This is a genomic window from Tersicoccus solisilvae, assembly GCF_014643255.1.
GTDB classification, from domain to species: Bacteria; Actinomycetota; Actinomycetes; order Actinomycetales; family Micrococcaceae; genus Tersicoccus; species Tersicoccus solisilvae.
The window spans coordinates 1-23,182 of record NZ_BMJI01000026.1 but is presented as its reverse complement, the minus strand read 5'-3'; the positions used below and the strand labels follow the sequence as shown (position 1 = coordinate 23,182).

The 23,182-nt window shown below is 72.6% G+C and carries 19 protein-coding genes; 9 read left to right on the top strand and 10 right to left on the bottom strand.

Annotated features, from left to right (window positions below; genetic code table 11):
- Positions 1-2 precede the first annotated feature (2 nt).
- The 10 genes from IEX22_RS14270 to IEX22_RS14225 all read right to left on the bottom strand — a co-directional run bounded on the left by IEX22_RS14270 (position 3) and on the right by IEX22_RS14225 (position 10,213).
- Positions 3-1,268, bottom strand: coding sequence for an acyl-CoA dehydrogenase family protein (locus tag IEX22_RS14270; protein ID WP_188669070.1), 1,266 nt, complete (start codon positions 1,266-1,268; stop codon positions 3-5).
- Positions 1,261-2,121: a 3-hydroxyacyl-CoA dehydrogenase family protein gene (locus tag IEX22_RS14265; RefSeq protein ID WP_188669069.1), complete on the bottom strand. Its 861-nt coding sequence runs from the start codon at positions 2,119-2,121 to the stop codon at positions 1,261-1,263. The genes IEX22_RS14270 and IEX22_RS14265 overlap by 8 nt, the downstream gene beginning before the upstream one ends.
- A gap of 4 nt (positions 2,122-2,125) precedes the next feature.
- Entirely contained in the window at positions 2,126-2,896 is a 771-nt protein-coding gene (locus IEX22_RS14260) for an enoyl-CoA hydratase/isomerase family protein (RefSeq protein ID WP_188669068.1), read from the bottom strand.
- Positions 2,897-2,904: 8 nt separating this feature from the next.
- Positions 2,905-4,134: an acyl-CoA dehydrogenase family protein gene (locus IEX22_RS14255; protein ID WP_188669067.1), complete on the bottom strand. Its 1,230-nt coding sequence runs from the start codon at positions 4,132-4,134 to the stop codon at positions 2,905-2,907.
- Positions 4,131-5,855 (bottom strand): AMP-binding protein, encoded by a 1,725-nt coding sequence (locus tag IEX22_RS14250; RefSeq protein WP_229660067.1) that lies wholly within the window; start codon positions 5,853-5,855, stop codon positions 4,131-4,133. The genes IEX22_RS14255 and IEX22_RS14250 overlap by 4 nt, the downstream gene beginning before the upstream one ends.
- A 32-nt stretch (positions 5,856-5,887) precedes the next feature.
- Positions 5,888-6,646 carry an SDR family NAD(P)-dependent oxidoreductase gene (locus tag IEX22_RS14245; protein ID WP_188669066.1) on the bottom strand — a complete coding sequence of 253 codons (759 nt, stop codon included), beginning with the start codon at positions 6,644-6,646 and terminating at the stop codon, positions 5,888-5,890.
- A gap of 52 nt (positions 6,647-6,698) precedes the next feature.
- Entirely contained in the window at positions 6,699-7,844 is a 1,146-nt protein-coding gene (locus IEX22_RS14240) for an acyl-CoA dehydrogenase family protein (protein WP_188669065.1), read from the bottom strand.
- Between the two features lie 65 nt (positions 7,845-7,909).
- Positions 7,910-8,731, bottom strand: a complete 822-nt coding sequence (locus IEX22_RS14235; protein ID WP_188669064.1) for an enoyl-CoA hydratase-related protein — start codon at positions 8,729-8,731, stop codon at positions 7,910-7,912.
- Between the two features lie 24 nt (positions 8,732-8,755).
- Positions 8,756-9,424, bottom strand: a complete 669-nt coding sequence (locus IEX22_RS14230) for a TetR/AcrR family transcriptional regulator (protein WP_188669063.1) — start codon at positions 9,422-9,424, stop codon at positions 8,756-8,758.
- A 174-nt stretch (positions 9,425-9,598) separates the two neighbouring features.
- On the bottom strand, positions 9,599-10,213 hold the full coding sequence (locus IEX22_RS14225; protein ID WP_188669062.1) for a sunset domain-containing protein: 615 nt from the start codon (positions 10,211-10,213) through the stop codon (positions 9,599-9,601).
- Between the two features lie 151 nt (positions 10,214-10,364).
- Here IEX22_RS14225 and IEX22_RS14220 point away from each other — a divergent pair, with 151 nt between their 5' ends.
- From IEX22_RS14220 to IEX22_RS14180, 9 genes are all read left to right on the top strand, one after another.
- On the top strand, positions 10,365-11,222 hold the full coding sequence (locus IEX22_RS14220) for a DUF6065 family protein (protein ID WP_229660066.1): 858 nt from the start codon (positions 10,365-10,367) through the stop codon (positions 11,220-11,222).
- 46 nt (positions 11,223-11,268) lie between these two features.
- On the top strand, positions 11,269-11,676 hold the full coding sequence (locus tag IEX22_RS14215) for a hypothetical protein (RefSeq protein ID WP_188669061.1): 408 nt from the start codon (positions 11,269-11,271) through the stop codon (positions 11,674-11,676).
- The gene (locus IEX22_RS14210) at positions 11,673-12,848 is read left to right on the top strand and encodes a hypothetical protein (protein WP_188669060.1); all 1,176 of its coding nucleotides are present in this window, start codon (positions 11,673-11,675) and stop codon (positions 12,846-12,848) included. The genes IEX22_RS14215 and IEX22_RS14210 overlap by 4 nt, the downstream gene beginning before the upstream one ends.
- The gene (locus IEX22_RS14205; protein WP_188669059.1) at positions 12,812-15,352 is read left to right on the top strand and encodes a lanthionine synthetase LanC family protein; all 2,541 of its coding nucleotides are present in this window, start codon (positions 12,812-12,814) and stop codon (positions 15,350-15,352) included. Before IEX22_RS14210 ends, IEX22_RS14205 begins: the two co-directional genes overlap by 37 nt.
- 65 nt (positions 15,353-15,417) lie before the next feature.
- Positions 15,418-17,118, top strand: a complete 1,701-nt coding sequence (locus IEX22_RS14200) for a DUF885 domain-containing protein (protein WP_229660065.1) — start codon at positions 15,418-15,420, stop codon at positions 17,116-17,118.
- A gap of 276 nt (positions 17,119-17,394) precedes the next feature.
- Entirely contained in the window at positions 17,395-18,780 is a 1,386-nt protein-coding gene (locus tag IEX22_RS14195) for a dicarboxylate/amino acid:cation symporter (RefSeq protein ID WP_188669077.1), read from the top strand.
- A gap of 125 nt (positions 18,781-18,905) precedes the next feature.
- Positions 18,906-19,565, top strand: coding sequence for a Maf family protein (locus IEX22_RS14190; RefSeq protein WP_188669058.1), 660 nt, complete (start codon positions 18,906-18,908; stop codon positions 19,563-19,565).
- Positions 19,566-19,699: 134 nt separating this feature from the next.
- Entirely contained in the window at positions 19,700-21,472 is a 1,773-nt protein-coding gene (locus tag IEX22_RS14185; RefSeq protein WP_188669057.1) for an acetyl/propionyl/methylcrotonyl-CoA carboxylase subunit alpha, read from the top strand.
- 147 nt (positions 21,473-21,619) lie between these two features.
- Positions 21,620-23,053, top strand: a complete 1,434-nt coding sequence (locus IEX22_RS14180) for an MFS transporter (protein WP_188669056.1) — start codon at positions 21,620-21,622, stop codon at positions 23,051-23,053.
- Positions 23,054-23,182 lie beyond the last annotated feature (129 nt).

Sequence of the window (23,182 nt, the reverse complement as noted above, 5' to 3'; positions counted from 1 at the left end):
GGTCAGAACGCCGATCGGCCGGTGATCTTCCGGCCGATCAGCAGGGACTGGATGAACTCGGTGCCCTCGTAGGTGTGCACGACCTCCATGTCGGTCAGGTGCCGGGCGACGTGGAAGTCGAGCAGCAGCCCGTTGCCGCCGAGCAGGTCCCGCGCCTGCTGGGCGATGACGCGGGCCTTGTTCGCGGTGTGCAACTTGGCGATCGACGCCATCGTGCCGGTCCAGGCGCCCTTCTCCTGCAGCTCCGCCATCCGGAAACAGATCAGCTGCATGGCGGTCAGCTCGGAGAGCATCGAGGCGAGAGTGCCCTGCACCAGTTGGTTGCCGGCGAGCGGGTGGCCGAACTGTTCACGGACCTCGGTGTAGGCGACGGCGGCCTCGAAGCAGGCGACGGCGTGGCCGAGCGACTCCCAGCTGGCCCCGCCCCGCGTCGTGGCGAGCACCCGGGAGGTGTCCCGGAAACTGCGAGCGCCCGGCAGCCGGTTCGCCTCCGGCACCCGGAGGTTCTCGAAGCCGAGGTCGGCCTGGAGGATGGCCCGCTTGCCGATCTTCCCGTCGATGGTCCGTGCGGTGAATCCCGGCGGCAGCGTCTCCGGGTCCCGGGGGTCCTCCCGCTCGACGACGAACGCCTTGACCTCGCCGTCCGTCTCGTCCCGGGCCCAGACGACGGTCAGGTGTGCCATGGAGCCGTTGCCGATCCAGCGTTTGGCGCCGTTGATGATCCAGCTGTCCCCGTCGCGCCGGGCGCTGGTGCCCAGCTGCGCGGAGTCGGAGCCGCGCCGTGGCTCCGTGAGGGCGAACGCCCCGATCCGCTCCAACCGGACCATCCCGGGCAGCCACCGCTCCTTCTGCTCGTCGGAACCGAGCAGGTCGATGGTGCCCATGGTGAGGTTCGCCTGGACGCCGAGGAACGTGTTCATCGAGCCGTCGCCGCGAGCCAGCTCCACCGTGGCGAGCCCGGCCGCCAGGCGGGAGAGCCCGGCCGCGCCGTGTCCCTGGATCACCCCGCCGACCAGGCCGGTCTCGGCCAGGGGCGGCAGCAGGTCCCAGGGGAACTCGGCGCGCTCCCAGTACCCGTTGATCACCGGCAGCACGTGCTCGTCCACGTACGCCCGCATCCGCGTGCGCGCCGCGGCGGCGTCGTCGGGCAGGTCGCCGGCGAGCAGCAAGTAGTCGGTGTCCCGCGGGGTGGTCAGATGGTCGCGCAACGAGGCGAGGTAGGCGTCGGTCTCCTCGAAGCCGGTGAGCGGATCGAGTCTCTCACGCATAGCCGTACCATCCCTTCCCGGTCTTGCGGCCGAACTCGCCGGCCTCGTACTTGGCCGTCAGCAGCGGGTGCGGGAGATCCTTCGGGTCGCCGGACTGCTCGAACGCCGCCCGCCGGATCAGATACGACACGTCCAGTCCCACGAGGTCCATCAGCTCGAACGGGCCCATCGGGTGACCCAGGGCGTCCCGCGCGGCGGCGTCGATGTCCTCGAAGGAGGCGATCCCGTCGGCGTACAGCGCGAGCGCCTCCTCCCGGACGGCCGCCATCAACCGGTTCGCGACGAAGCCGGGGATCTCCCGGGTCAGCAGCACCGGCGTCTTGCCCATGGCCCGGGCCACCTCCGTCACCGTGGCGACGGTCTCGTCCGAGGTGTGCTCGTTGCGCACGATCTCGACGGCGCGCATCACCAGCGCCGGGTTGAAGAAGTGCAGGTTGCACACCCGATCCGGCCGGCCGGTGGCGTCGGCGACGGTCGAGGAGCCCAGGGTCGAGGAGTTGGTGGCCAGGACGGCGTGCGGCGGCGTGAGCCGGTCCAGCTCGGCGAAGATGGCGCGCTTGACGTCCAGCCTCTCGGTGGCCGCCTCGATCACGAGGTCCGCGCCGGCGGCGGGGCCCTCCAGCTCGGTGGTGAAGCGGATCCGCTCGCCGGCGTCGGCGGCCTGCGCGGCGGTCAGCCGGCCCTTGACCACCCGCCCCTCGAGCCACCGCCGCATGTCCGTCTCGGCGGCGGTGACGGCGTCGGGGTCGACGTCGCGCACGGTCGTGGTGAAGCCGGCGACGGCGGCGGCCATGCCGATCTGCCGGCCCATGGCGCCGGACCCGATGACGAGGATGCCGCTCACGGTCGTCATGTGCTCACCGGCCCCGGAACTCGGGCGGGCGCCTGGCGAGGAACGCGGCGGCGCCCTCGGCCTTGTCCTCGGTGGTGTAGAGCAGCGTCTGCGCCAGCTGTTCGAGCACGAGCCCCGTCCGCTGGTCGGCGTCGGCGCCCCGGCGGATCACCAGCTTGGCGAGCCGGACGGCGAGGGGCCCCTTGGCCAGGATCGTCGCCGCGGTCGTCGCGGCGGTGCCGAGCAGGTCGTCCGCGGGCACCACGGTGGTGACGAGCCCGTACCGCTCCGCCTCCTCGGCGGTGAGCAGGCGGCTGGTGAGGATCATCTCGACGGCGCGGCCGGTGCCCACCAGCCGGGAGAGCCGCTGCGTGCCGCCGGCGCCCGGCAGCACGCCGAGCGTCGTCTCGGGCAGGCCCATGCGGGCCGTGGCGGCGGCGATGCGGATGTCGCAGCTCATGGCCAGCTCGAGTCCGCCGCCCAGCGCGACGCCGTTGATGGCCGCGATCGTGGGCTTGGCGTAGTCCTCGATCCGGTCGTAGAGCCGCTGCATGCGGGCGGCCAGGCCGTGAGCGAGGTCGTACCCGGTGAGCTGGGTGATGTCCGCGCCCGCCACAAAGGCCTTCTCCCCGGAGCCGGTGACGACGACGGCGCGCACGGCGTCGTCGTGCTCCCAGTCGTCGAGCACCTGCCCGATCTCGGCGAGGACGACGTCGGAGAGCGCGTTGCGCACCTCGGGCCGGTCGATCGTGAGGGTGGCGACGCCGTCGTCGAGGGTGGTGATCAGGGTCTGCACAGCGGTGCCTACTTCCCCGACGCCGTGAAGGCGCCGATCCCGGTCAGCGTCCTGCCGATGACGAGGGCGTGCACCTCGTCGGTGCCCTCGTACGTGCGGACGGACTCGAGGTTGTTCGCGTGCCGCAGGGGCGAGTGGTCCAGCGTGATGCCGTTGCCGCCCAGCATCTCCCGGGCCTCGCGGGCGATCGCGATGGCCTCCCGGCAGTTGTTCAGCTTGCCGACGGAGATGGCGACCGGATCCAGGGTCCCGGCGTCCTTGGACCGGCCGAGCTGCAGGGCCAGCAGGTAGCCCTTGGTGATCTCCAGGGCCATGTCGGCCAGCTTCGCCTGGGTCAGCTGGAACCCGGCCAGGGGGACCCCGAACTGGGTGCGTTCGCTGCTGTAGGCGAGCACGGCGTCGAAGCTGTCCCGCGCCGCGCCCATCACGCCCCAGATGATCCCGTAGCGGGCCTCGTTCAGGCAGGCGAAGGGGCCCTTGAGCCCGACGGCGGAGTCGGCCGGCAGGATGGCGTCGGGGGGCAGGCGCACGCCCGTCAGGGTGATGTCGCACTGGACCGAGGCCCGCATCGACAGTTTCTGCGGGATCGCCTCGGCGTGGAATCCCGGCGTGTCCGTCGGGACGACGAAGCCGCGCACGCCCCGGGCGTCCCCGGGTTCGCCGGTCTGGGCCCAGATGACGGCGACGTCGGCGAGGGTGGCCAGCCCGATCCACCGCTTGGACCCGTTGAGCACCCAGTCCCCGCCGGCGTCCTGGACCGCCGTCGTGCGCATGGACGCCGGGTCGGAGCCGGCGGTGGGTTCGGTCAGCCCGAAGCAGCCGATCGCGTCCCCGGCGGCCATCGGCGGGAGCCACCGCTGCTTCTGCTCCTCGGAGCCGTGCTTGTGCAGGGCGGACATGGCCAGGGAACCCTGCACGGAGACGAAGGTGCGCAGCCCGGAGTCGCCGGCCTCCAGCTCGGAGGCGGCCAGCCCGTACTCGACGGCGGACCGGCCGGCGCAGCCGTACCCGGTCAGGTGCATGCCGAGCAGGCCGAGCCGGGCGAGTTCGGGCACGATCTCCCGGGGGAACACGGCCTGCTCGTACCAGGCGGCGATGTTCGGCCGGATGTGCTCGTCCACGAGGGAGCGCACGGACCGGGCGAGGTCCTTCTCCTGCGCGCTGAATTGCGCGTCGAGACCGATCAGGTCGACCGGGCCGAGGAAGGACGCGTCGGCGCGCGTGTCGGTGGTGGTCACGTCGTTGCCTCCTGGGGTGCGGTGCCGGTCGGTGCCGTCTGCGTCGGCGGTGTGCCCGCCGCCGGGGTGTCGGCGAGCCGTGCGGCCTCGTCGGCGAGCTCCTGCCGGATCTTGAACTTCTGGATCTTCCCGCTCGCGGTGCGCGGGAAGTCGTCGACCACCTTGAGGATCTCCGGCCAGTAGGGCTTGGCCAGGCCCTTCTGTTCGAGGAAGCGCCGCAGGTCCGCCAGCGTGAAGGGCTCGGGGTCGCGCAGCTGGACGACGACGCCGCCGATCTCCTGCAGTCGAGGGTGCGGGACCGCGACAAGGGCGACGCCGGTGATCCGCGGGTGTTCGTAGAGGATGTTCTCGACGTAGGCCACGGGGATGTTCTCCCCGCCGCGGATGATGATGTCCTTGGTGCGCCCGGCGAGGCGGACGTAGCCGTCCTCGTCCATGGTGCCGAGGTCGCCGGTGTCGAACCAGCCGTCGTGCAGGTCGGCACGGGTGGCGTCGAGCTGCTCGAGGTACCCGCGGAACAGGAAGGCGCCGCGCACCTGGATCCTGCCCTCCTCCCCCGCCGGGGAGGGCCGGCCGGCGAGGTCGACGATGCGCAGCTCCATCCCGGGCAGCGGACGGCCGTCGGAGCCGAGGATCTTCTCCTCCGGGTCCGCCGGGCTGCCCATGGTGACGAGGCAGCACTCCGTCTGCCCCCAGCCGCCGAAGACGCTCAGCCCGGGCAGCACCTCCTTGGCCCGCCGCAGGACGGCCCCGGGGATCGGCGCGCCCATGCAGCAGAACCGGGCGAGGCTGGAGGTGTCGTGCTCGGCCAGCCCGTCGGCGTCGAGCAGGTCCTGCAGGAACGGGGTGGCGCCGGAGGTGTGCTGGATCCCGTGCTGCTCCACCAGGCGGAGGAACTCGGCGGCGTTCCAGACCTCCTGGAAGACGCCGGTGGCGCCGAGCATGAGCGGCAGGGCGACGCCGTAGAGGTAGCCGGTGAGGTGGCTGAAGGTCGAGGCCATGTGGATGACGGCGGTCTCGTCCATGCCGAGCCGGTCCGGCCAGGGCAGGGAGCCGGCGAGCACGGTGTTGTGGGCGTGCATGACGCCCTTGGGGCTGCCCGTGGTGCCGGAGGTGAACATGATCAGCGCCAGGTCGTCCGGGTCGGGGCGCCGGGCGGCCGCCTCGTCGGCGGTGATTCCCCGGGCGCGGCCGCGTTGGAGGAGGGCATCCCAGGTCAGGTACCCGGGCCGGTCCGCCGTCTCCCCGACCACCACGCAGTGCGTCAGCTCCGGCAGGTCGCCGCGCAGCCGCTCGACCATGGCCACGTGGTCGAACTTCCGGTGCTCCGCCGGGACGAAGATGACCTTCGTGCGGGCCCGGGCGGCCATGTACCCGATCTCGCGGTCGCGGAAGATCGGCACCAGGGGGTTGGTGACGGCACCGACCCGCTGCGCGGCCAGGTGGGCGACGATCCACTCGTGCCGGTTGGGCAGCTGGATGGAGACGGTGTCCCCGGCCCGCACCCCGAGGTCGAGCAGGCCGGCGGCGGCGTCGTCGACCAGGCGCCCGAACTCGCCGTAGGTGCGGGACCCGGCGGTGTCGATGTTCGCGACCGCGTCCGGGCGGGCGCGCACGGCGTCGTCGAGGTAGTCGATCAACAGGCGGTTCTTCCAGTAGCCCGCGGCACGGAAGTGGTCGGCCTCGGCGGGGGGCTCCAGCATGGCGAAGGGAGTGCTCATGGTCCGTCCTTGGGTGGCTGGGGTGGTGGGCGTCAGATCATCGTGAGTCCGCCGGAGACGGACAGGGTCTGACCGGTGATGTAGGCGGCCTCGTCGGAGGCGAGGAAGGCGACGGCGTTGGCCAGGTCCTCCGGCTGCGCGAGCCGGCGCAGCGGGATGGCCTTCTCCAGCGCGGCCCGCAGCTTGGGGTTCTCCTCGCTGATGCCGGCGAACAGCGGGGTGTCGGCGGGGCCGGGGCAGACGGCGTTGACGGTGATGTTCTGCCGGGCGGCCTCGCGGGCCAGGGTCTTGGTGAACGCGACGACGCCCCCCTTGGCCGCGGAGTAGACGGCCTCGCCGGACGAGCCGACCCGGGCGGCGTCGGACCCGATGTTGACGATGGTGCCCCGCTCCTGCGCTCGATCCCCGCCGGTCATCGCCCGCAGCACGGCCTGGCTGCAGTGCAACGTGCCGTAGAGATTGATGCCGATGACCCGGTCCCAGTCCTCGACGTCACTGTCGAGGAACGGGCCGACCTTGTCCCAGCCGGCGTTGTTGACGAGGATGTCGATCCGGCCGAATTCGGCCATGACCGCGCGGACGGCCTCGTCGACGGACTCCCGGGAGGTGACGTCGGTGCGGATGCCGATCGCCGCCCCGCCCAGGCCGGCGGCGGTCTCCTTGGCGGCCGCCTCGTTGATGTCGCTGACGACGACGGTCGCTCCCTCGGCGGCGAGCCTGAGGGCGATGCCCTTGCCGATGCCGCTGGCGGCGCCGGTGACGATCGCGATCCTGGTGTCGAGCTTTCCCATGGGTTCTCCTCTGGGTGATGGGGCGGGGGCGGGGCGGGTCCGGCGGGCGCCGTCAGGGCGCGAACTCCCGGCCGACCGACTGGCGGGCGATGATCAGCTTCATGATCTGGGCGGTGCCGTCGCCGATCTGCAGGCCGAGGACGTCGCGCAGTCGCTGCTCGATCGGGCGGTCGGTGCGGTAGCCGAACTGGCCGTGCAGCAGCAGGCAGGAGTTGATCACGTCGTAGGCGGTCTTCGGCGCCCACCACTTGCACATCGCGGCCTGCGTCGTGTGCGGCAGACCCTCGTCCTTGAGCCACAGGGCCTGGTGGCAGAGCAGGCGGGCGGCGGCGAGCAGAGTTTCGCTCTCCGCCAGGGGGAAGGCGACACCCTGGAAGCTGCTCAAGGGCCGGTCGAAGGCCTCCCGCCCCTTGACGTAGTGCCAGGTCTCCTCGACGGTGACGGCCGCGGCGCCGATGCACTGCAGGCCGATCAGCGCCCGGGAGAAGTCGAAGCCCTGCATCACCTGGGTGAAGGCCTGGCCCTCGTTCCCGAGCAGGTGCTCGTCGGGGATCCACGCCTCGGCGTAGTGGGCCAGACCCCGGGTGACGGCGCGGGTGCCCATGTCGTCGACGGCCTCGAGCGTGACGCCGTCGGCGTGCAGGTCGGTGACGAACGCGCTGATGCCGCGGCCGCGGCGGGCGGCGTCGTCCGTCTTCGCGAAGACGACGGCGGCGTCGGCCTGGAGGGCGAAGGACATCGACTTGGTGCCGTTCAGTACCCAGCCCCCGCGCTCCCGGCGCGCCGTGAGCGACGGGTTGCCGGCGTCGGACCCGGCGTTCGGTTCGGAGAGGCCGATCGCCACGATGCCGTCACCGCTGGTGATCCGCGGCACCCAGCGGCGGGCGACGTCGAGCGTCGCGTTCGCCAGCAGGATCTGCCCCACGAGGGACCCGACCACCTGCAGGTAGGCGACGTTGAAGTCGCCGCGGGCGATCTCCTCGGTGATCAGGCCCGAGGTGAGGCGGGGCTCGTCCCGGCCACCGAACGCGGCGGGCAGTTCCGGGGCGATGAGTCCGCGCCCGCCGATCTCCCGGCGCAGGTCCGGCTCGATGCGCCGGTCGACCTCCCGCTGGTGGTACCCGGGGGCGATCTGCTCGGCGACCGCGCGGGCCTCCTTGACGAATCCGTTCTGGGATTCGGTGAGGGTGAAGTCCATGGTGGGATGAGCCTCTCGACGTCGTCTTCGGCGGGGTCGCCGTCAGTCCTGCCGGGGTGGGTCGGTCAGTGGGTCTGCACGTACCGGTTGAACTCGGGCTGCCGCTTCTCGGCGAAGGCGGCGGCGCCCTCGGCCCCCTCGGGTGAGGCGACGAAGAGGTCGAGCGCGGACATCGCCATGTTGCTCAGGCCCGCCTGGTGGTCGGTGTCGGCGTTGAACGACTGCTTGAGGAAGCGCAGGGCCGTCGGGCTCTTCTCCGCGATCTCCGCGGCCCACGCCTTCGCCTCGTCGAGCAGGCGCTCCGGCTCGACGACGGCGTTGACCAGCCCCCAGCGTTCGGCCGTGGCGGCGTCGTACTGCCGGCACAGGTACCAGATCTCGCGGGCCCGCTTCTCGCCGACCACCCGGGCCAGGTAGGCCGAGCCGAACCCGGCATCGAAGGAGCCGACCTTCGGCCCGGACTGACCGAAGCGAGCGCTCGAGGAGGCGATGGTCAGGTCGCACAGCACGTGCAACACGTGACCGCCGCCGATGGCCAGGCCGTTGACGGCGGCGATGACGGGCTTGGGGATGTCGCGGATCAGCTTGTGCAGGTAGCCGATCTCGAACATGCCGGACTCGGTGGGACCGTAGTCGCCGGTCTCGGCGCGCTGCTTGACGTCGCCGCCGGTGCAGAAGGCCTTCTCGCCGGCACCCGTGAGGATCACCGCCTGCACCGTGCGGTCCGCCCAGGCGGCGCGGAAGGCGGTGATCAGCTCCTCGACGGTGCGGCCGCGGAAGGCGTTGTAGCGGGCGGGCCGGTTCATCGTGATGACGGCGGTCGGCCCGTCGACCTCGTAGCGGATGTCCTCGTAGGCAGCGGTCGGGGTCTCGGTCGTCGTGGTCATGGTGATCCTTTCCAGCGGGTCGGCTCAGGCGAGGGAGCCGAGCAGGTCGGCATAGCGGTCGCGGGTCTCGGGCCGTAGCACGGCGGAGAGCGCGAGGGCGGTGTGGTCGGCGACGAAGTCCGCGTGCGCGATGCGGGTGCCGAAGTACCAGTGCTTCAGGGCCCAGGAGTGTGCGGTCATCAGCAGCTGGTAGGCGAAGACGGGGACGTTGACCGCACGGATCAGGCCGGCGTCGACCGCGTCGGTCACCGCGGCGACGAGCGGCTGCGCGGTCTGGATCTCCAGCTCCATGAGCGCGTGCCGGCCCGCGGGGTCGAGGGACTTCGACTCCCGGTAGGCCAGCAGGGCCGCCTCCCGCTCGTCCGCGATGACGTCGCAGTAGCCGGCGAAGGCCGCCGCGATCCGCCGGACCGGGTCCGGTTCGTCCCCGATCGCCTCCGTGACGCGGGCGGCGAACGACTCGAGCACGCTGACGATGACGGCCTGCAGCAGATCCTGCTTGCCGCCGAAGTAGCGGTAGATCAGGCCGACGCTGACGCCGGCCTCGTCGGCCACGGCCTGCATCGAGACGTTGGGCGAGCCGTGCTCGGCCATCAGGCGGGCGGCCGCGGTGAGGAGCTGGCGCCGGCGTGCGCCGGTCCGCGCGCCCTGGGCTGCCTCGGCGGCGTCCGGCGCCACGGCGGTGGATCGCATGCCCGTCCTCCTGCGGCCGATGAGCTAGTGAATGAGCGTTCATGATGAATGAATGCTCATTCACCGAAGGTAGTGGCCGGGATCACCCGTCGTCAAGAGGTCACCGGGAAGGGGAACGCACGAGGCCGCCGCCCCGCACCGCGGGACGACGGCCTCGTGAGGGAGGTGGACGGATCAGACCTTGGACGCCCGGTAGCCCGCGGCGATCGCCGCGGCCGGCGTCGTGAAGCAGATCTCCGGCTTGGTCCGGGTGTAGAACCGCTGGCCGGGCCGGTGGAAGATGTGGCTGGAGGCGTTGCCCTTGATCGGCGCCCACGAGGGGCAGTTCCAGGCGCTGACCGGCCGGGTCGAGCTGGGCCGCGGCGCGACGACCGTGACGGTGCGGCGCACACTGAGGGCGGACGGCTTCAGGCTCGCCGTCACGGCGGACCTGACGCTCCACACCCCGGTCACCGACGCGGTGAACCGGGTGCTGTAGCCGCCGTTGGTCGCGGCCTTCACCGTGCGCACCAGCGCGTTCGGGGCGGAACCGGCGGGATCGAAGTACACGGCGACGGGGGCACCGGCCGAGGCCCGCCAGGCACCGGCGGAGAGCTTCTGCACCGACCCGGACACCGTGATCGCCGCTCCGCGCGTCACCGTGGCGGGGCCCGCGGCGAAGGAGTACACCCGGGTGGTGACGGTGGGTGCGGCGTCGGCCGGCGCGGCGGCGACGAGACCCGTCAGGGCGACGGCGCCCGCGACGGCGAGCGAGGTGAGCGAACGGCGTGCAGGACGCGATGACGACATGATTCCCCCGTGTGAAGGGCCCCGGGATCGGGGCGACCACGCTGAAGCTTGATGCTTCAACCAGAGGCAGGATAACCGGTCCGGGGGCCGGGGGCGCGCGTGGCGGGATCGAGCCTTGACCACCGGTTCTCCGCGCGCGGATGATGGAGAGGTGGACCTGCCCGGGAGGGTTCACTCCTCCCCCTCCACCGCGCCCGCGCGGACCGGACCGGCGACCGAGCCGGCCGGGTTCCCGCTTGCGACCGCTCGGCCCACCACCGGCGTCACCGCCCCGCTGATCGCCTACCGGCTCGGGGGTTCGGCGCTTCCCCTCGCGCCCGCGGCCGCGGGACGGGACTGGATGGCGGCGACCGACCAGCACTTCGCCAGCCGCTGCCTGCCGCTGCTGATGGCCAACCAGTCCGGCTGGGTGCTGCTGAACAACGCCGGCCTCACCGCCCGGTGGTCGGGTGACGACGCGCTACGCGGCGTCGAGGTCTCCTACGACGACGGTCAGTGGCCGCTGGCCGGCAGCTTCTTCGGCTACGGCATCCTCACCTGGAGCATCCCCTATCTCTTCCGCACGCCGGTGGGCTGGGACCTGCTCGTCCGCGGCCCGGCCAACAGCCCGAAGCACGGCATCGCGCCCCTGGAGGGCCTGGTCGAGACGGACTGGTCGTCCTCGACCTTCACCATGAACTGGAAGTTCACCGCCCCCGGCGTCCCCGTCCGGTTCGAGATCGGGGAGCCGATCTGCATGATCGTGCCGCAGCCGCGGGCGGCGCTGGAGGAGTTCCGGCCGGTGATGATGCCGGTCGAGGCGGACCCGGAGCTGCACCGGCGGCACCTCGCGTGGGCACGGTCCCGCCACGACTTCCTGATCCAGCGAGCGGACGGCTGGCAGAAGGACTACGTCCGCGGCCGGCACGCCACGGGCGAGTCGGCCGAGACGCCGCACCGGACCCGGGTGCACCTCGCCGGGTTCGACCCGGCGGACGAGTCCCCCTCGCCCGCCGCACCCCATCAGTGAGCAGATCGGCGAGCGTGCTCGTCGCGAGCGTGACCAGGAGGATCCGATGCCCTTCCGAGCCAACCGATTGAGAGTCCAGATCCCGTGTGGTGGTTCGGGGTCGGTCCTGGCGGCGTGCGACGGCGGCTGCAGCGACTCGCCGCAGTCCGCCGTCTGCCCGCCGCCTCCGCCGCCTCCCCCGCCGCCGCCCCCGCCCTGTGGAGTTCCCAGCAACTTCTTCAACCCGTGGGACGACCTGCTGAGCCCGATCGTCAATCCCGTCGACATCACCGGTCGCGGCGACCCGGTGGTGCTCGACGCGGAGGACCTGCCCCTGCTGCGGCAGCAACTCGAACTCAAGCTCAAGCAGGCCGAGACCGCCGCGGGGCTGTCCCAGGCCATGATCCGCCACGTGCGGGCGGGGCTGGAGGACGTCACGCAGATCGAGAAGCAGCTCGCCGAGCGCCCCGAGTGACCGGGGACGGCGCCGGACCGCCCGGACCGGCGATCCGGCAGTGGGTCCTGCGGCTGAATCCCGGGTACGAGATCAGGGCCGACGCGGCGGCCCCCGACGACGCCGGGGCCGGGGCGGATGCGTACGGGCAGCTGGTCCCGCGCCCCGGATCCGGCTTGGCCCCGCGCGCGATCTCGACCGAGACCGCGCTGCTGCTGCTCACCCTGCGCACCGCCGGGCCGGTGCCGGGGTACGCCGTGCGGGCGGCCGGGCCGGACCTGGCCGACGACGTCCGGCGCCTGGTGCTGGACGGGGTGCTGCAGGTGCGGGACGGGGCGGCCTTCGTGCACGGCCCCGCCGCTCTCGCTGCGCTCGGCCTCGATCCGGCAGCCGGTGCGGGCGCGGACGGACCCCCGGATCTCGCCGTCGCGGCCCTGCGGTACGCCGAGCAGCTGATCTGGCTCGACGAGGCGGCACTCGCGCAGCGGCTCTACACGTGGGGCCGTCAGCCCGTCACTCCGGCCCTGGTCCGCCGGTGGGGGCCACCCGCTCGCGTACGGGACCGCCTGGGGCTGGGTGGCACCGGTGCCGTCGAGCGCCGCCTCGGCCCGGGGTGGTCGCCGGTGCCGGCACCGGGGGATCGGCCCGCCTGGTGGCAGTGGCTGCGCACGACGGTCTCGGTGCGCGATCCGCGGTCGACGGCGATGACGCCCAAGCTCTACGTCAGCCCGACGGTGGACCGGGTGGCGGACGTGCTCCCCGAGGTCGTCGCACTGGTGGCCGGCACGTCGGGGTGCACCGGGTTCAAGGTGGGCGCCGGCGTCGCCGGGCTCTGCCGGCCGGACAAGATCGTGCTGTACGCCGCGCGTCCGGAGGACCTGCAGGCGCTCGGTTGGGCGCTGGCGGAACGGATCGCCGGCTGCCCCGCCCTCCCCGTCCCGTTCACTGCCCGCGTGACCGGTGACGGCTTGCTGTCCGCCGGCGTCGACCCCCCGGCGGCATGGGCCGGCGGGCCGCTCCGCCGCACCAGCTGGCGGATGTGGCTGGCCGAGCGGTTGGCCGAGCACCTCAAGGCCGCCGCCGACGCCGGGGACGGGGCCGCCCCCTGGCGGTTCGCGCTGGCGCGGATGCGGCTGAGCGGGGTGGACACGACGACGTGGATCCCGGCCGACACGACGTGGGCGGACCCGTGATCGCCGAGGACGCGGCCGATGCCGACGGCGCTCGGGCCGCGGGAGCACCCCGGGACGACGGGGAGCGCGACGACCACGCCCGCCCGTGGTCCCGGTTCGACGACCCGTTCGTGCTCGCCCCCGGCGTCTCCGTCGACCCGGTCGCCGCGCTGCCGCTCGACCTGCGGGAGCGGCTCGGCGGTGACCCGTCGGACTACGTCGTCACCCGGCCGCGCACCCGGCGGCCGTCGACGGTGGTGGACCGGACCCTGGCCGGACTGCTCGAGCGATTCCGCTCCCCCACGCGCATCGTCGACGCGGTGCTGATCTACACCGCCGCCGACGGCGGGGACCCGCGCGCCGTCCTCGAGGCGGCATTCGGCCCCCTCAGCGCCCTGGTCGCCGACCGGCTGCTCGTACCGGCCGGCTCGGACGCCGACCGGCCGGTCGACCCGACGTTCGCCCCGGGCGCCGACCTGGCCGGCCTCCGCATCGTCGAGGTCGTGCACGTCCTGGACGACACCGAGGTGTACCGCGCCACCGGGCCGGACGGCACGGACGTCGCCGTCAAGATCGCCGGGCCGGCGGCGACGGCGCAGATCCTCGCCGCCCTGGCGAACGAGGAGGCCATCCTGCGCCGACTGGACGGTGACGTCGCCCCGCGCCTCGTCCGGTCCGGCGACGTCGACGACCGGCCGTATCTGGCCACCGTCTGGCTGCACGGCAGCGACCTGTACGAGGCCGCCGCCCAGGTGCGGGCTCTCGGGGGCCGCGAGGCACGGGCCGAGCTGCTGGCCCTCGGCGAGCGGGTGATCGCCGCGTACGCCCGCCTGCACACTCACGGGCTGCTGCACGGGGACGTCCATCCGCGCAACATCATGGTGGACGCGACCGGGCACGTCACCCTGCTCGATCTCGGTCTCGCGGTCCCCGTGCACTCGACCCGGCCCGCGCTGGTCGGGGGAATCGACATGTTCCAGGCCCCGGAGATCGCGTCCGCCGGTGCCGGGTCGGGCTCGCCGGTGCGGCCCCGACCCAGCGTCCCGGCCGAGATCTACGCCCTCGGGGTGATGCTCTATCAGGTGCTGACCGGCCACCCGACGCACGCCTTCTCCCTGCACCGGCCCGAGATGATCCGGCAGCTCACCGAGGATCCACCCCTGCCGTTCGCCCGCAACGGGGTGACGGGGATGCCCGCCGTGGAGCAGGTCGTCCTGCGGGCCCTCGCGAAGCGGCCCGAGGACCGCTGGCCGTCGGCGTCGGAGCTGGTGAGGGCCTTCCGGGCAGCGGGCCGCGCGGACGGGGACGGTGGTCCGACCGCGACGCGACCCGGGAACGACCCCGACGGCGCCGTCCGCCGCTGGGTGGACGCCGGCGCGAGCGCGGTCGACCCGCCGCCCCCGCGCACCCTGCCCCCACCGCGCGCGTCGGTGGTCCACGGCGCCGCCGGCCTCGCCTACGCGGTGCTGCGCACGGCCCGCCGCAGCGGCCGGCCGACCGACCTGGCGGGCGCCGACCTGTGGGCCACCCGGGCCGCCGGTGCACGGCGGACGGACGACGGGTTCTGGGCCACGGATCTCGGCGTCGAGGCGGACACCCTCGGCCGCACGTCCCTGTTCCATGCACGCGCGGGCGTGGACGTGGTGCAGGCGCTGGTGGCGCACGCCCTCGGCGACACGGCGCGCCAGCTCACGGCCGTCGACGCGTTCCTCGAGTCCACCCGGGAACCGGAGCACTGGGATCTCCTGTTCGGCCGGGCCGGGCTGCTGCTCGGCGCCACCCTGCTGCTGGACACGTGCCCGCCCGGTGATCCCGCCGTCCGCCTGCGCGCGCAGGGTGACCGGCTCGTCGGCGAGCTGTGGGAGATGATCGACCGGCAGCCGCCCGTGGCGGCCGGCACGGAGCTGCGGCTGCTCGGCCTGGGCCACGGCTGGGCGGGCCTGCTGTACGCGACCCTGACGTGGTGCGAGGCCGCCGACATGCCCGTCCCGGACGGCCTGCCCGATCGCCTCGAGCAGCTGGCCGCACTCGGGCGTCCCGACGGCCGGGTCCTGCGCTGGCCGCGGCGCAACGACGACGACGTCGGGTCGGACCTGGCCGCCAGCTGGTGCAACGGTGCCGCCGGCCACGTCCACCTGTGGGCCGCCGCGCACCGCCGCTACGGCGACGATCGGTCTCTCGACCGGGCCCTGCGGTCCGGGTGGGCGGTGCTGGAGGATCCGCCCCGCCCCACGGCGACGCTCTGCTGCGGTGCGGCCGGCCGCGCCTACGCCCTGGCCCGCCTGGCCCGTGAGGTCGACGACGAGCGGTGGCTCGGGCGAGCGGCCGCGCTCCTGCGCCGCGCGCCCGCCCCCGCGGCGGATGCACGGCCGGGCGGGGAACCGAGCCCGGGCCCGCGGTACCGGGCGCACAGTCTCCTGCACGGCACCGTCGGGACGGACCTGGCCCGTGCGGACATCGCGGCCGGTGGCGTCGACGGGATGCCGTTCGTCGAACGGGAGGGCTGGCCGGCCGGGGGCTGGTGAACCCGCCCCCGGCCGGCCAGCCGGCACGTCACGGGGGTGCGGCCGTCGGCACTAGGCTCGACTCCGTGACCGACACCACAGGCGACGACGCCACCCGCACCCCCACCCCGCTCGACGAGCTGGCGAACAGCTACACCCGCACGCTGTTCGACCTCGACCCCGCCTTCGCCACCATGATGGGCAAGCCAGGCCGGGAGACCGAGTACCGCGACTACTCTCCCGACGGCTACCGCGCCGCCGCGGACGCCGCCCGCGCCACCCTGGAGGCCGCGAGGAAGCTGCGCCCCGAGGACGACGTCGACGTCGTCACGCTCGACGCGCTCGGCGAGCGCCTCGGCCTGGAACTGGAGATCCACGAGGCCGGTCACGACGTCGGCGAGCTGAACAACATCGCCTCCCCGGCGCAGGAGATCCGCAGCGTCCTGGACCTGATGCCGACGGACACGGCCGAGAACTGGTCGCACATCGCCGGCAAGCTGGCCACCATCCCGGCCGCCCTCGACGGGTACGTCGCCTCCCTGCGCGACGCCGCCGGCCGCGGGCAGGTCGCCGCCGTCCGGCAGGTGGACACCGTGATCGAGCAGGTCGGCCGTTACCTCGCCGACGAGGGGTACTTCGCGACCCTGGTGGCCGGGGCCCGCACCGGCGAGGGCGAGCTGCCCGACTCCGTGGCGTCCGATCTGCAGCGCGGCGCCGACGCCGCCCGCGCCGGGTACGCGCAGCTGCGGGACTACCTGGCGACCGAGCTGCGACCCCAGGCACCCGCCCGCGACGCCGTGGGCCGTGACCGGTACGCCCTGCACTCCCGGGAGTTCCTCGGCTCCGCGGTCGACCTGGACGAGACCTACGCGTGGGGCGTCGCCGAGCTGGACCGGATCATCGCCGAGCAGGAGGAGGTCGCCGGGCAGATCCGCGCCGGCGCGACCATCCCCGAGGCGATCGACGTGCTCAACGCGGACCCGGCCCGCCAGCTCGACGGCACCGACGCCCTGCGCGCCTGGATGCAGACCACCTCGGACGAGGCCGTCGCCGCTCTGGCGGGCACCCACTTCGAGATCCCGGAGATCATGCGCACCCTCGAGTGCATGATCGCCCCCACGCAGGAGGGTGGCATCTACTACACGCCGCCCGCCGACGACTTCTCCCGGCCCGGCCGGATGTGGTGGTCCGTGCCCGCGGGCGAGACCAGCTTCACCACGTGGAAGGAGAAGACGACCGTCTACCACGAGGGGGTGCCCGGCCATCACCTGCAGATGGGTTACCAGACGGTCAAGAAGGATGTGCTCAACGACTGGCGGCGCAGCGCGTGCTGGGTGTCGGGCCACGGCGAGGGCTGGGCGCTGTACGCGGAGCGGCTGATGGCCGACCTCGGCTACCTCGACGACCCGGGCGACCGGCTCGGCATGCTCGATGCGCAGCGCATGCGCGCCGCCCGCGTCGTCTTCGACCTCGGCGTCCACCTCGAGCTGCCCGTGCCGGAGCGCTGGGGATCCGGCACGTGGACCGCCGACGCCGGCCGGGCGTTCCTGCGCAAGAACATCGCGATCTCGGAAGGCCAGCTGGACTTCGAGTTCACCCGGTATCTCGGTTGGCCCGGGCAGGCGCCGGCCTACAAGATCGGGCAGCGGCTGTGGGAGCAGATCCGCGACGACGTGAGGGCCCGCGAGGGCGACGCGTTCGACCCGCGGGCGTTCCACACGCGGGCGCTCTCCCTCGGCTCGGTCGGCCTCGACACGCTCCGCCGGGCGCTCCTCCCCACCCCCTGACCCCCCTCCCCCTTCGCCAGGTCGTCAATAGATGCACGATCCGGGCCCTCCGGGCCCCGATCATGTGCATCTATTGACGACCTGGCCCATGGGCTGGCGCGGGGTCGGGAATGGAACGGGCGACGCCGGGGTTATCGGTTCCGGCGACCGTGTGACGCAGTCGACGTCATAATTCGACATGTTCCCTGTACTTTGATATATAGCGTCGACTATTCTCTTCCGGTGACTTCCCAGACTTCTGCGGCCGATCGCCGCACTCGCACCCTGCCGCGGTGGATGACGTCCTTCGGCCCGCAGATCATCGTGGCGCTCGTGGTCGGCCTCGGCCTCGGCCTCGTCGCCCGCGCGATGGGCGGTGACCCCAAGACCTCCCCGAACTGGCTGATGGCGACGCTGCACACCATCGGCGCGGACTACGTCTCCCTGCTGACCGCCGCCGTCGTGCCGCTGGTCTTCACGGCCGTCGTCAGCTCCATCGCCAACCTCCGGCAGGTCTCCAACGCCGCCCGCCTGGCCTGGAACACCCTGCTGTGGTTCGCCATCACCGCACTGATCGCCGTCGTGATCGGCATCGGCCTCGGCGTGCTCCTCCAGCCCGGGTCGACCGCCAGCGCCGCCCCGCCGGCCGAGTACACGGGCAACACCGGTGACTGGTGGGCGTTCCTCCAGGGCCTGATCCCGGGCAACTTCCTCGGCCTCGGCGCCAAGACCACCATGACCGACGGCGCCGCCACCACGGCCGTCAACTTCAACGTGCTGCAGATCCTGGTGATCGCGATCGCCGTCGGTATCGCCGCCTTGAAGGTCGGCAGGCCCGCCGAACCGTTCCTCGACTTCACCCGGTCGGCCCTGGCCGTCATCCAGAAGGTGCTGTGGTGGATCATCCGCCTCGCGCCGATCGGCACCATCGGCCTGATCGGCCGCGCCGTCGCCGAGTACGGCTGGACCACGATCGGCTCCCTCGGCATGTTCGTCGTCGCCGTCTACGTCGGCCTGGCCCTGGTCGGCTTCGTCGTGTACCCGATCCTCGTCAAGTCGCACGGCCTGAGCGTCAAGCAGTACTACTCCGGCGTGTGGCCGGCCGTGCAGCTGGGCTTCGTCTCCCGCTCCTCGATCGGGACCATGCCGCTGACCCAGCGGGTCACCGAGCGCAACCTCGGCGTCCCCTCCGGCTACGCGTCGTTCGCCGTGCCGCTCGGCTCGACGACGAAGATGGACGGTTGCGCCGCCATCTACCCGGCGATCGCCGCGATCTTCGTGGCGCAGTTCTTCGGCGTCGACCTGAACATCGGCCAGTACCTGCTCATCGTCGTCGTCTCCGTGCTCGGCTCCGCCGCGACCGCGGGCACCACCGGCGCGACCGTCATGCTCACGCTGACCCTGTCCACCCTGGGCCTGCCGCTGGCCGGCGTCGGCCTCCTGCTGGCGATCGACCCGATCCTCGACATGGGCCGCACCGCGCTCAACGTCGCCGGTCAGGCGCTGGTGCCGACGATCGTGTCCAAGCGCCAGGGCATGCTCGACGAGACGCTCTACAACGCGCCGCGCACCGGGGACCCGTTCACCGAGGACGTCCGCGACGTCGCCCACGAGACCGTGGACACCCCGGCCGAGTCCACCGGTGACGGGCAGCGCACCGGCCTGGTCGGCTCGCGCAGCTGAGCGTCCCGCTTCACCGGCACGGGCCGGGCCGTCCCTTTCGCGGGGCGGCCCGGCCCGTTCTCGTTGCCGGGCCGGTCGGCAACCATCACGGATGCGAGCTCACCCCTCCCGGCTACGCTGAGCGGATGCCCGACCTGATCCTCGCCTCCGCATCCCCCGCCCGCACCAAGCTGCTCACCGACGCCGGCATCGCCCACCGGATCCGGGTCTCGGACGTCGACGAGGACGCCGTCGTCGCCCGGCACGGCGTCACCGACCCGGCCGAGACGGCCCTGCTGCTCGCCCGGGCCAAGGCGGAAGCGGTCGCGGCGACGCTGACGCAGGGGAACGACGCCGGCGTCCTCGTGCTCGGCTGCGACTCCGTGTTCTCCTTCGACGGCGTCGCCTACGGCAAGCCGCACACCCCCGAGCGGGCCACCGCACGGATCACCGCGATGAGCGGCCGCTCCGGGACGCTCTACACCGGGCACTGGCTGATCGACACCCGCTCCGCCGCACCGCGCGACGCGGACGGCCCCACCGCGGGGACGAACGGCCAGGCCGCCGCCGGCGCCATCGCCAGCGCCGAGGTCCACTTCGCGTCCATGACGGCGGAGGAGATCGCCGCCTACGTCGCCACCGGCGAGCCGCTCGCCGTCGCCGGCTCCTTCACCATCGACTCGCGCGGCTCGGCGTTCATCCGACGCGTCGACGGCGATCCCCACGCCGTCATCGGCCTCTCCGTGACCACCCTGCGCACCCTCCTGCACCGGCTCGGCGAGGACATCACCGCGCTCTGGAGGTGAGGGGGCACCGCCGCGGCCAGTTGTAGGGATCCCACAACGATCCGGGCCCCGCAACGCGTGGACCCGGTGATCCGTAGGTCGAAGCCACCAAGAGCGATAGGGTTCCCGAAGGTCACCGAAGGAGTTCACGTCCCGTGTCACGAGCCATCTCGAAAGTCCTCATCGCCAACCGTGGGGAGATCGCCGTTCGCGTCATCCGCGCCGCCCGGGACGAGGGCCTCGCCTCGGTGGCGGTGTACGCGGACCCGGACCGGGACGCCCTGCACGTGCGCCTGGCCGACGAGGCCTACGCCCTCGGCGGGACGACGGCTGCCGAGTCCTACCTCGTCATCACCAAGCTGCTCGACGTCGCCCGGCAGTCCGGCGCCGACGCCGTGCACCCCGGGTACGGGTTCCTCTCGGAGAACGCCGAGTTCGCCGCGGCGGTGATCGACGCGGGCCTGACCTGGATCGGGCCGCCGCCGGCCGCGATCGCCGCCCTCGGGGACAAGGTCTCCGCCCGGCACATCGCCGAGAAGGTCGGCGCCCCGCTCGTGCCCGGCACCGCGGACCCGGTGGGCTCCGCCGACGAGGTGGTGGCGTTCGCCGACGAGTTCGGCCTGCCGGTGGCCATCAAGGCCGCCCACGGTGGCGGCGGCCGCGGCATCAAGGTCGCCCGCACGCGCGAGGAGATCCCCGAACTGTACGAGTCGGCGGTGCGCGAGGCCACCGCCGCGTTCGGTCGGGGCGAGTGCTTCATCGAGCGCTTCCTCGACGCCCCGCGGCACGTCGAGACCCAGTGCCTCGCGGACGCGCACGGCAGCGTCGTCGTCGTCTCCACCCGCGACTGCTCGCTGCAGCGGCGCAACCAGAAGCTGGTCGAGGAGGCGCCGGCCCCGTTCCTCTCCGACGAGCAGAACGCCCGCCTGTACGCCGCGTCCAAGGCCATCCTCACGGAGGCCGGTTACGAGGGCGCGGGCACCTGCGAATTCCTCGTCGGCCAGGACGGCACCATCTCCTTCCTCGAGGTCAACACCCGCCTGCAGGTCGAGCACCCGGTCTCCGAGGAGGTCGCCGGTCTGGACCTGGTCCGCGAGCAGTTCCGCATCGCCCGGGGCGAGGCCCTCGGCTACGACGACCCGCCGATCCGCGGGCACGCCTTCGAGTTCCGGCTCAACGGCGAGGACCCGGGCCGGAACTTCATGCCCGCACCGGGCACGCTGACGGCGCTCTCGTTCCCGTCCGGGCCGGGCGTGCGGGTCGACTCGGGCGTCGAGTCCGGTGAGACGGTCAGCGGCAACTTCGACTCGATGATCGCCAAGCTCATCGTCACCGGCGCCACCCGGCAGCAGGCGCTCGAGCGGTCACGCCGCGCCCTGGCCGAGCTGGTCGTCGAGGGCATGCCGACCGTCGCCCCGTTCCACCGCGCGGTCGTCGCCGACCCGGCGTTCGCGCCGACCGACGGCTCCCCGTTCCGCGTGCACACGCGCTGGATCGAGACGGAGTTCGTCAACACCATCCCGCCGCACGGCCACGCCGGGACCGAGACGGCCGAGGACGATCGGCAGCGCGTCACCGTCGAGGTGGGCGGCAAACGGCTGGAGGTCGTCCTGCCCTCCTTCATCTCCTCGACGGTCAAGTCCGCGTCGACGGCGGTGCGCGCGTCCCGCAAGCCGCGCAGCAGCCGGTCCGCGGCCACGCCGGCCGCCAACGGGGACGCGCTCACCTCGCCCATGCAGGGCACCATCGTCAAGGTCGCCGTCGCCGACGGGGACACCGTCAGCGAGGGCGACCTGGTCGTCGTGCTCGAGGCGATGAAGATGGAGCAGCCGCTGACCGCGCACAAGTCCGGCACCGTCTCCGGGCTGACGACCGCGCCGGGGGCCACCGTCGCGGCCGGGGCGGTCATCGCGAGCATCGCCGACTGACCGGTCGTGCCGGCCGGTCCCGTCGCCCCCGCCGGCTCGCACCGACCGCGGCGGCACTGTCCATGGCTGTCCGGATGGCGGACGCAATTGTCCGCGATGTGGTCCAGGGCGTAGATTTCCTGCGTCTCACTCGCACAAGGAGCACCCGTGTCCACATCACTTCCGGGCTCGTCGCATCCCGCCGCCACCGGCGACGTCGACGCCCCCACCGTCCCCCGTCGGCGCATCATCCTGGCGAGCCTGGTCGGCACGTCGATCGAGTTCTACGACTTCTACGTCTACGCGACGGCCGCGATCTCCGTCTTCCCGCTGCTCTTCTTCCCGAAGGGCAACGAGGGGGCCGCGGTGCTCGCGTCGCTGGCCACCTTCGGCGTCGCCTTCGTCGCGCGGCCGATCGGTTCCATCCTCTTCGGCCACTTCGGGGACCGGGTCGGCCGGAAGGCCACCCTGCTCGGGTCGCTGCTGACCATGGGCATCGCGACGTTCCTCATCGGCCTGCTGCCGACCTACCAGCAGATCGGCGTGTTCGCGCCCGCGCTGCTGGCGATCATGCGCTTCGCGCAGGGGCTCGGGCTGGGCGGTGAGTGGTCCGGCGCGGCCCTGCTGGCCACCGAGACCGCCGCCAAGGGCAAACGGGCCTGGGCGGCCATGTGGCCGCAGCTCGGCGCCCCGATCGGCTTCTTCTTCGCCAACGGCCTCTTCCTCGTCCTGACCCTGCTCTTCGGTCACGACTCGACGAAGCCGCTGTTCGACGGCCCGTTCCTCACCTGGGGCTGGCGCCTGCCGTTCCTGCTCTCGATCATCATCGTCGCGATCGGCCTGTACGTGCGGATCAAGCTGGAGGAGACCCCGGTCTTCGCCCGCGCCGTCGCGCGCGGTGAGAAGGTCAAGGCGCCCCTCGGCGTCGTCTTCCGGCGCAACTGGGTGCAGGTCGTCCAGGGCACCTTCATCATGCTGGCCACCTACGGCGTCTTCTACCTGATGACGACGTGGATCCTCTCCTACGCGATCGGCTCGACCGCCCAGGGCAAGCTCGGCATCGGCTACCGCGACTTCCTGGTCCTGCAGCTGGTCGCGATCCTGTTCTTCGCCGCGTTCGTGCCGATCTCCGGCTGGCTCGCCGACCGCTACGGCCGCCGGCCCACCCTGCTGGTGATCACCGGCCTCATCATCGTCTTCGGCTTCACGTTCACCCTGTTCCTCAGCCGTGACGTGATGGGCACCGGAGCGTCCGCGAACATGGGCCTGATGCTGCTCTTCCTGTGCATCGGCATGGCACTGATGGGTCTGACCTTCGGCCCGATGTCCGCCGTGCTGCCCGAGCTGTTCCCGACCAACACCCGGTACACCGGCTCCGGCATCGCCTACAACGTGGCCTCGATCCTGGGCGCCGCGATCACCCCGTTCGTCGCGGACGCGCTCGTGCAGAGCGTCGGCGTCGGCTGGGTCGGCATCTACCTGGCGTTCATGGGCGCCCTGACGTTCATCGCCCTGTGGTTCACCCGGGAGACCCGCCACCGGAACCTGGACACGCTCGAGGACGAGGCCGCCACCGTCGCCGTGGAGACCACCTCCCCGTAGCACCCGCCCGGAACGACGAACGCCAGCTCGTCGATAGATGTGATGTCCAGGGAGGTTGTTCAGTCGGGTGATGGGTGGTTGGCCTCCGGTTGCGGTGTGGGGTCGATGGTGATTGTAGAAGTGCAGCCA

Bases quoted from the DNA above. Each gene is read 5' to 3' on its own strand.
- IEX22_RS14215 (WP_188669061.1), top strand. From the start codon at position 11,269: ATGCCCTTCCGAGCCAACCGATTGAGAGTCCAGATCCCGTGTGGTGGT.
- IEX22_RS14250 (WP_229660067.1), bottom strand. From the start codon at position 5,855: ATGAGCACTCCCTTCGCCATGCTGGAGCCCCCCGCCGAGGCCGACCAC.
- IEX22_RS14230 (WP_188669063.1), bottom strand. From the start codon at position 9,424: ATGCGATCCACCGCCGTGGCGCCGGACGCCGCCGAGGCAGCCCAGGGC.
- IEX22_RS14265 (WP_188669069.1), bottom strand. From the start codon at position 2,121: ATGACGACCGTGAGCGGCATCCTCGTCATCGGGTCCGGCGCCATGGGC.
- IEX22_RS14240 (WP_188669065.1), bottom strand. From the start codon at position 7,844: ATGGACTTCACCCTCACCGAATCCCAGAACGGATTCGTCAAGGAGGCC.
- IEX22_RS14225 (WP_188669062.1), bottom strand. From the start codon at position 10,213: ATGTCGTCATCGCGTCCTGCACGCCGTTCGCTCACCTCGCTCGCCGTC.
- IEX22_RS14245 (WP_188669066.1), bottom strand. From the start codon at position 6,646: ATGGGAAAGCTCGACACCAGGATCGCGATCGTCACCGGCGCCGCCAGC.
- IEX22_RS14190 (WP_188669058.1), top strand. From the start codon at position 18,906: ATGCCCGACCTGATCCTCGCCTCCGCATCCCCCGCCCGCACCAAGCTG.
- IEX22_RS14270 (WP_188669070.1), bottom strand. From the start codon at position 1,268: ATGCGTGAGAGACTCGATCCGCTCACCGGCTTCGAGGAGACCGACGCC.
- IEX22_RS14195 (WP_188669077.1), top strand. From the start codon at position 17,395: ATGACGTCCTTCGGCCCGCAGATCATCGTGGCGCTCGTGGTCGGCCTC.
- IEX22_RS14235 (WP_188669064.1), bottom strand. From the start codon at position 8,731: ATGACCACGACGACCGAGACCCCGACCGCTGCCTACGAGGACATCCGC.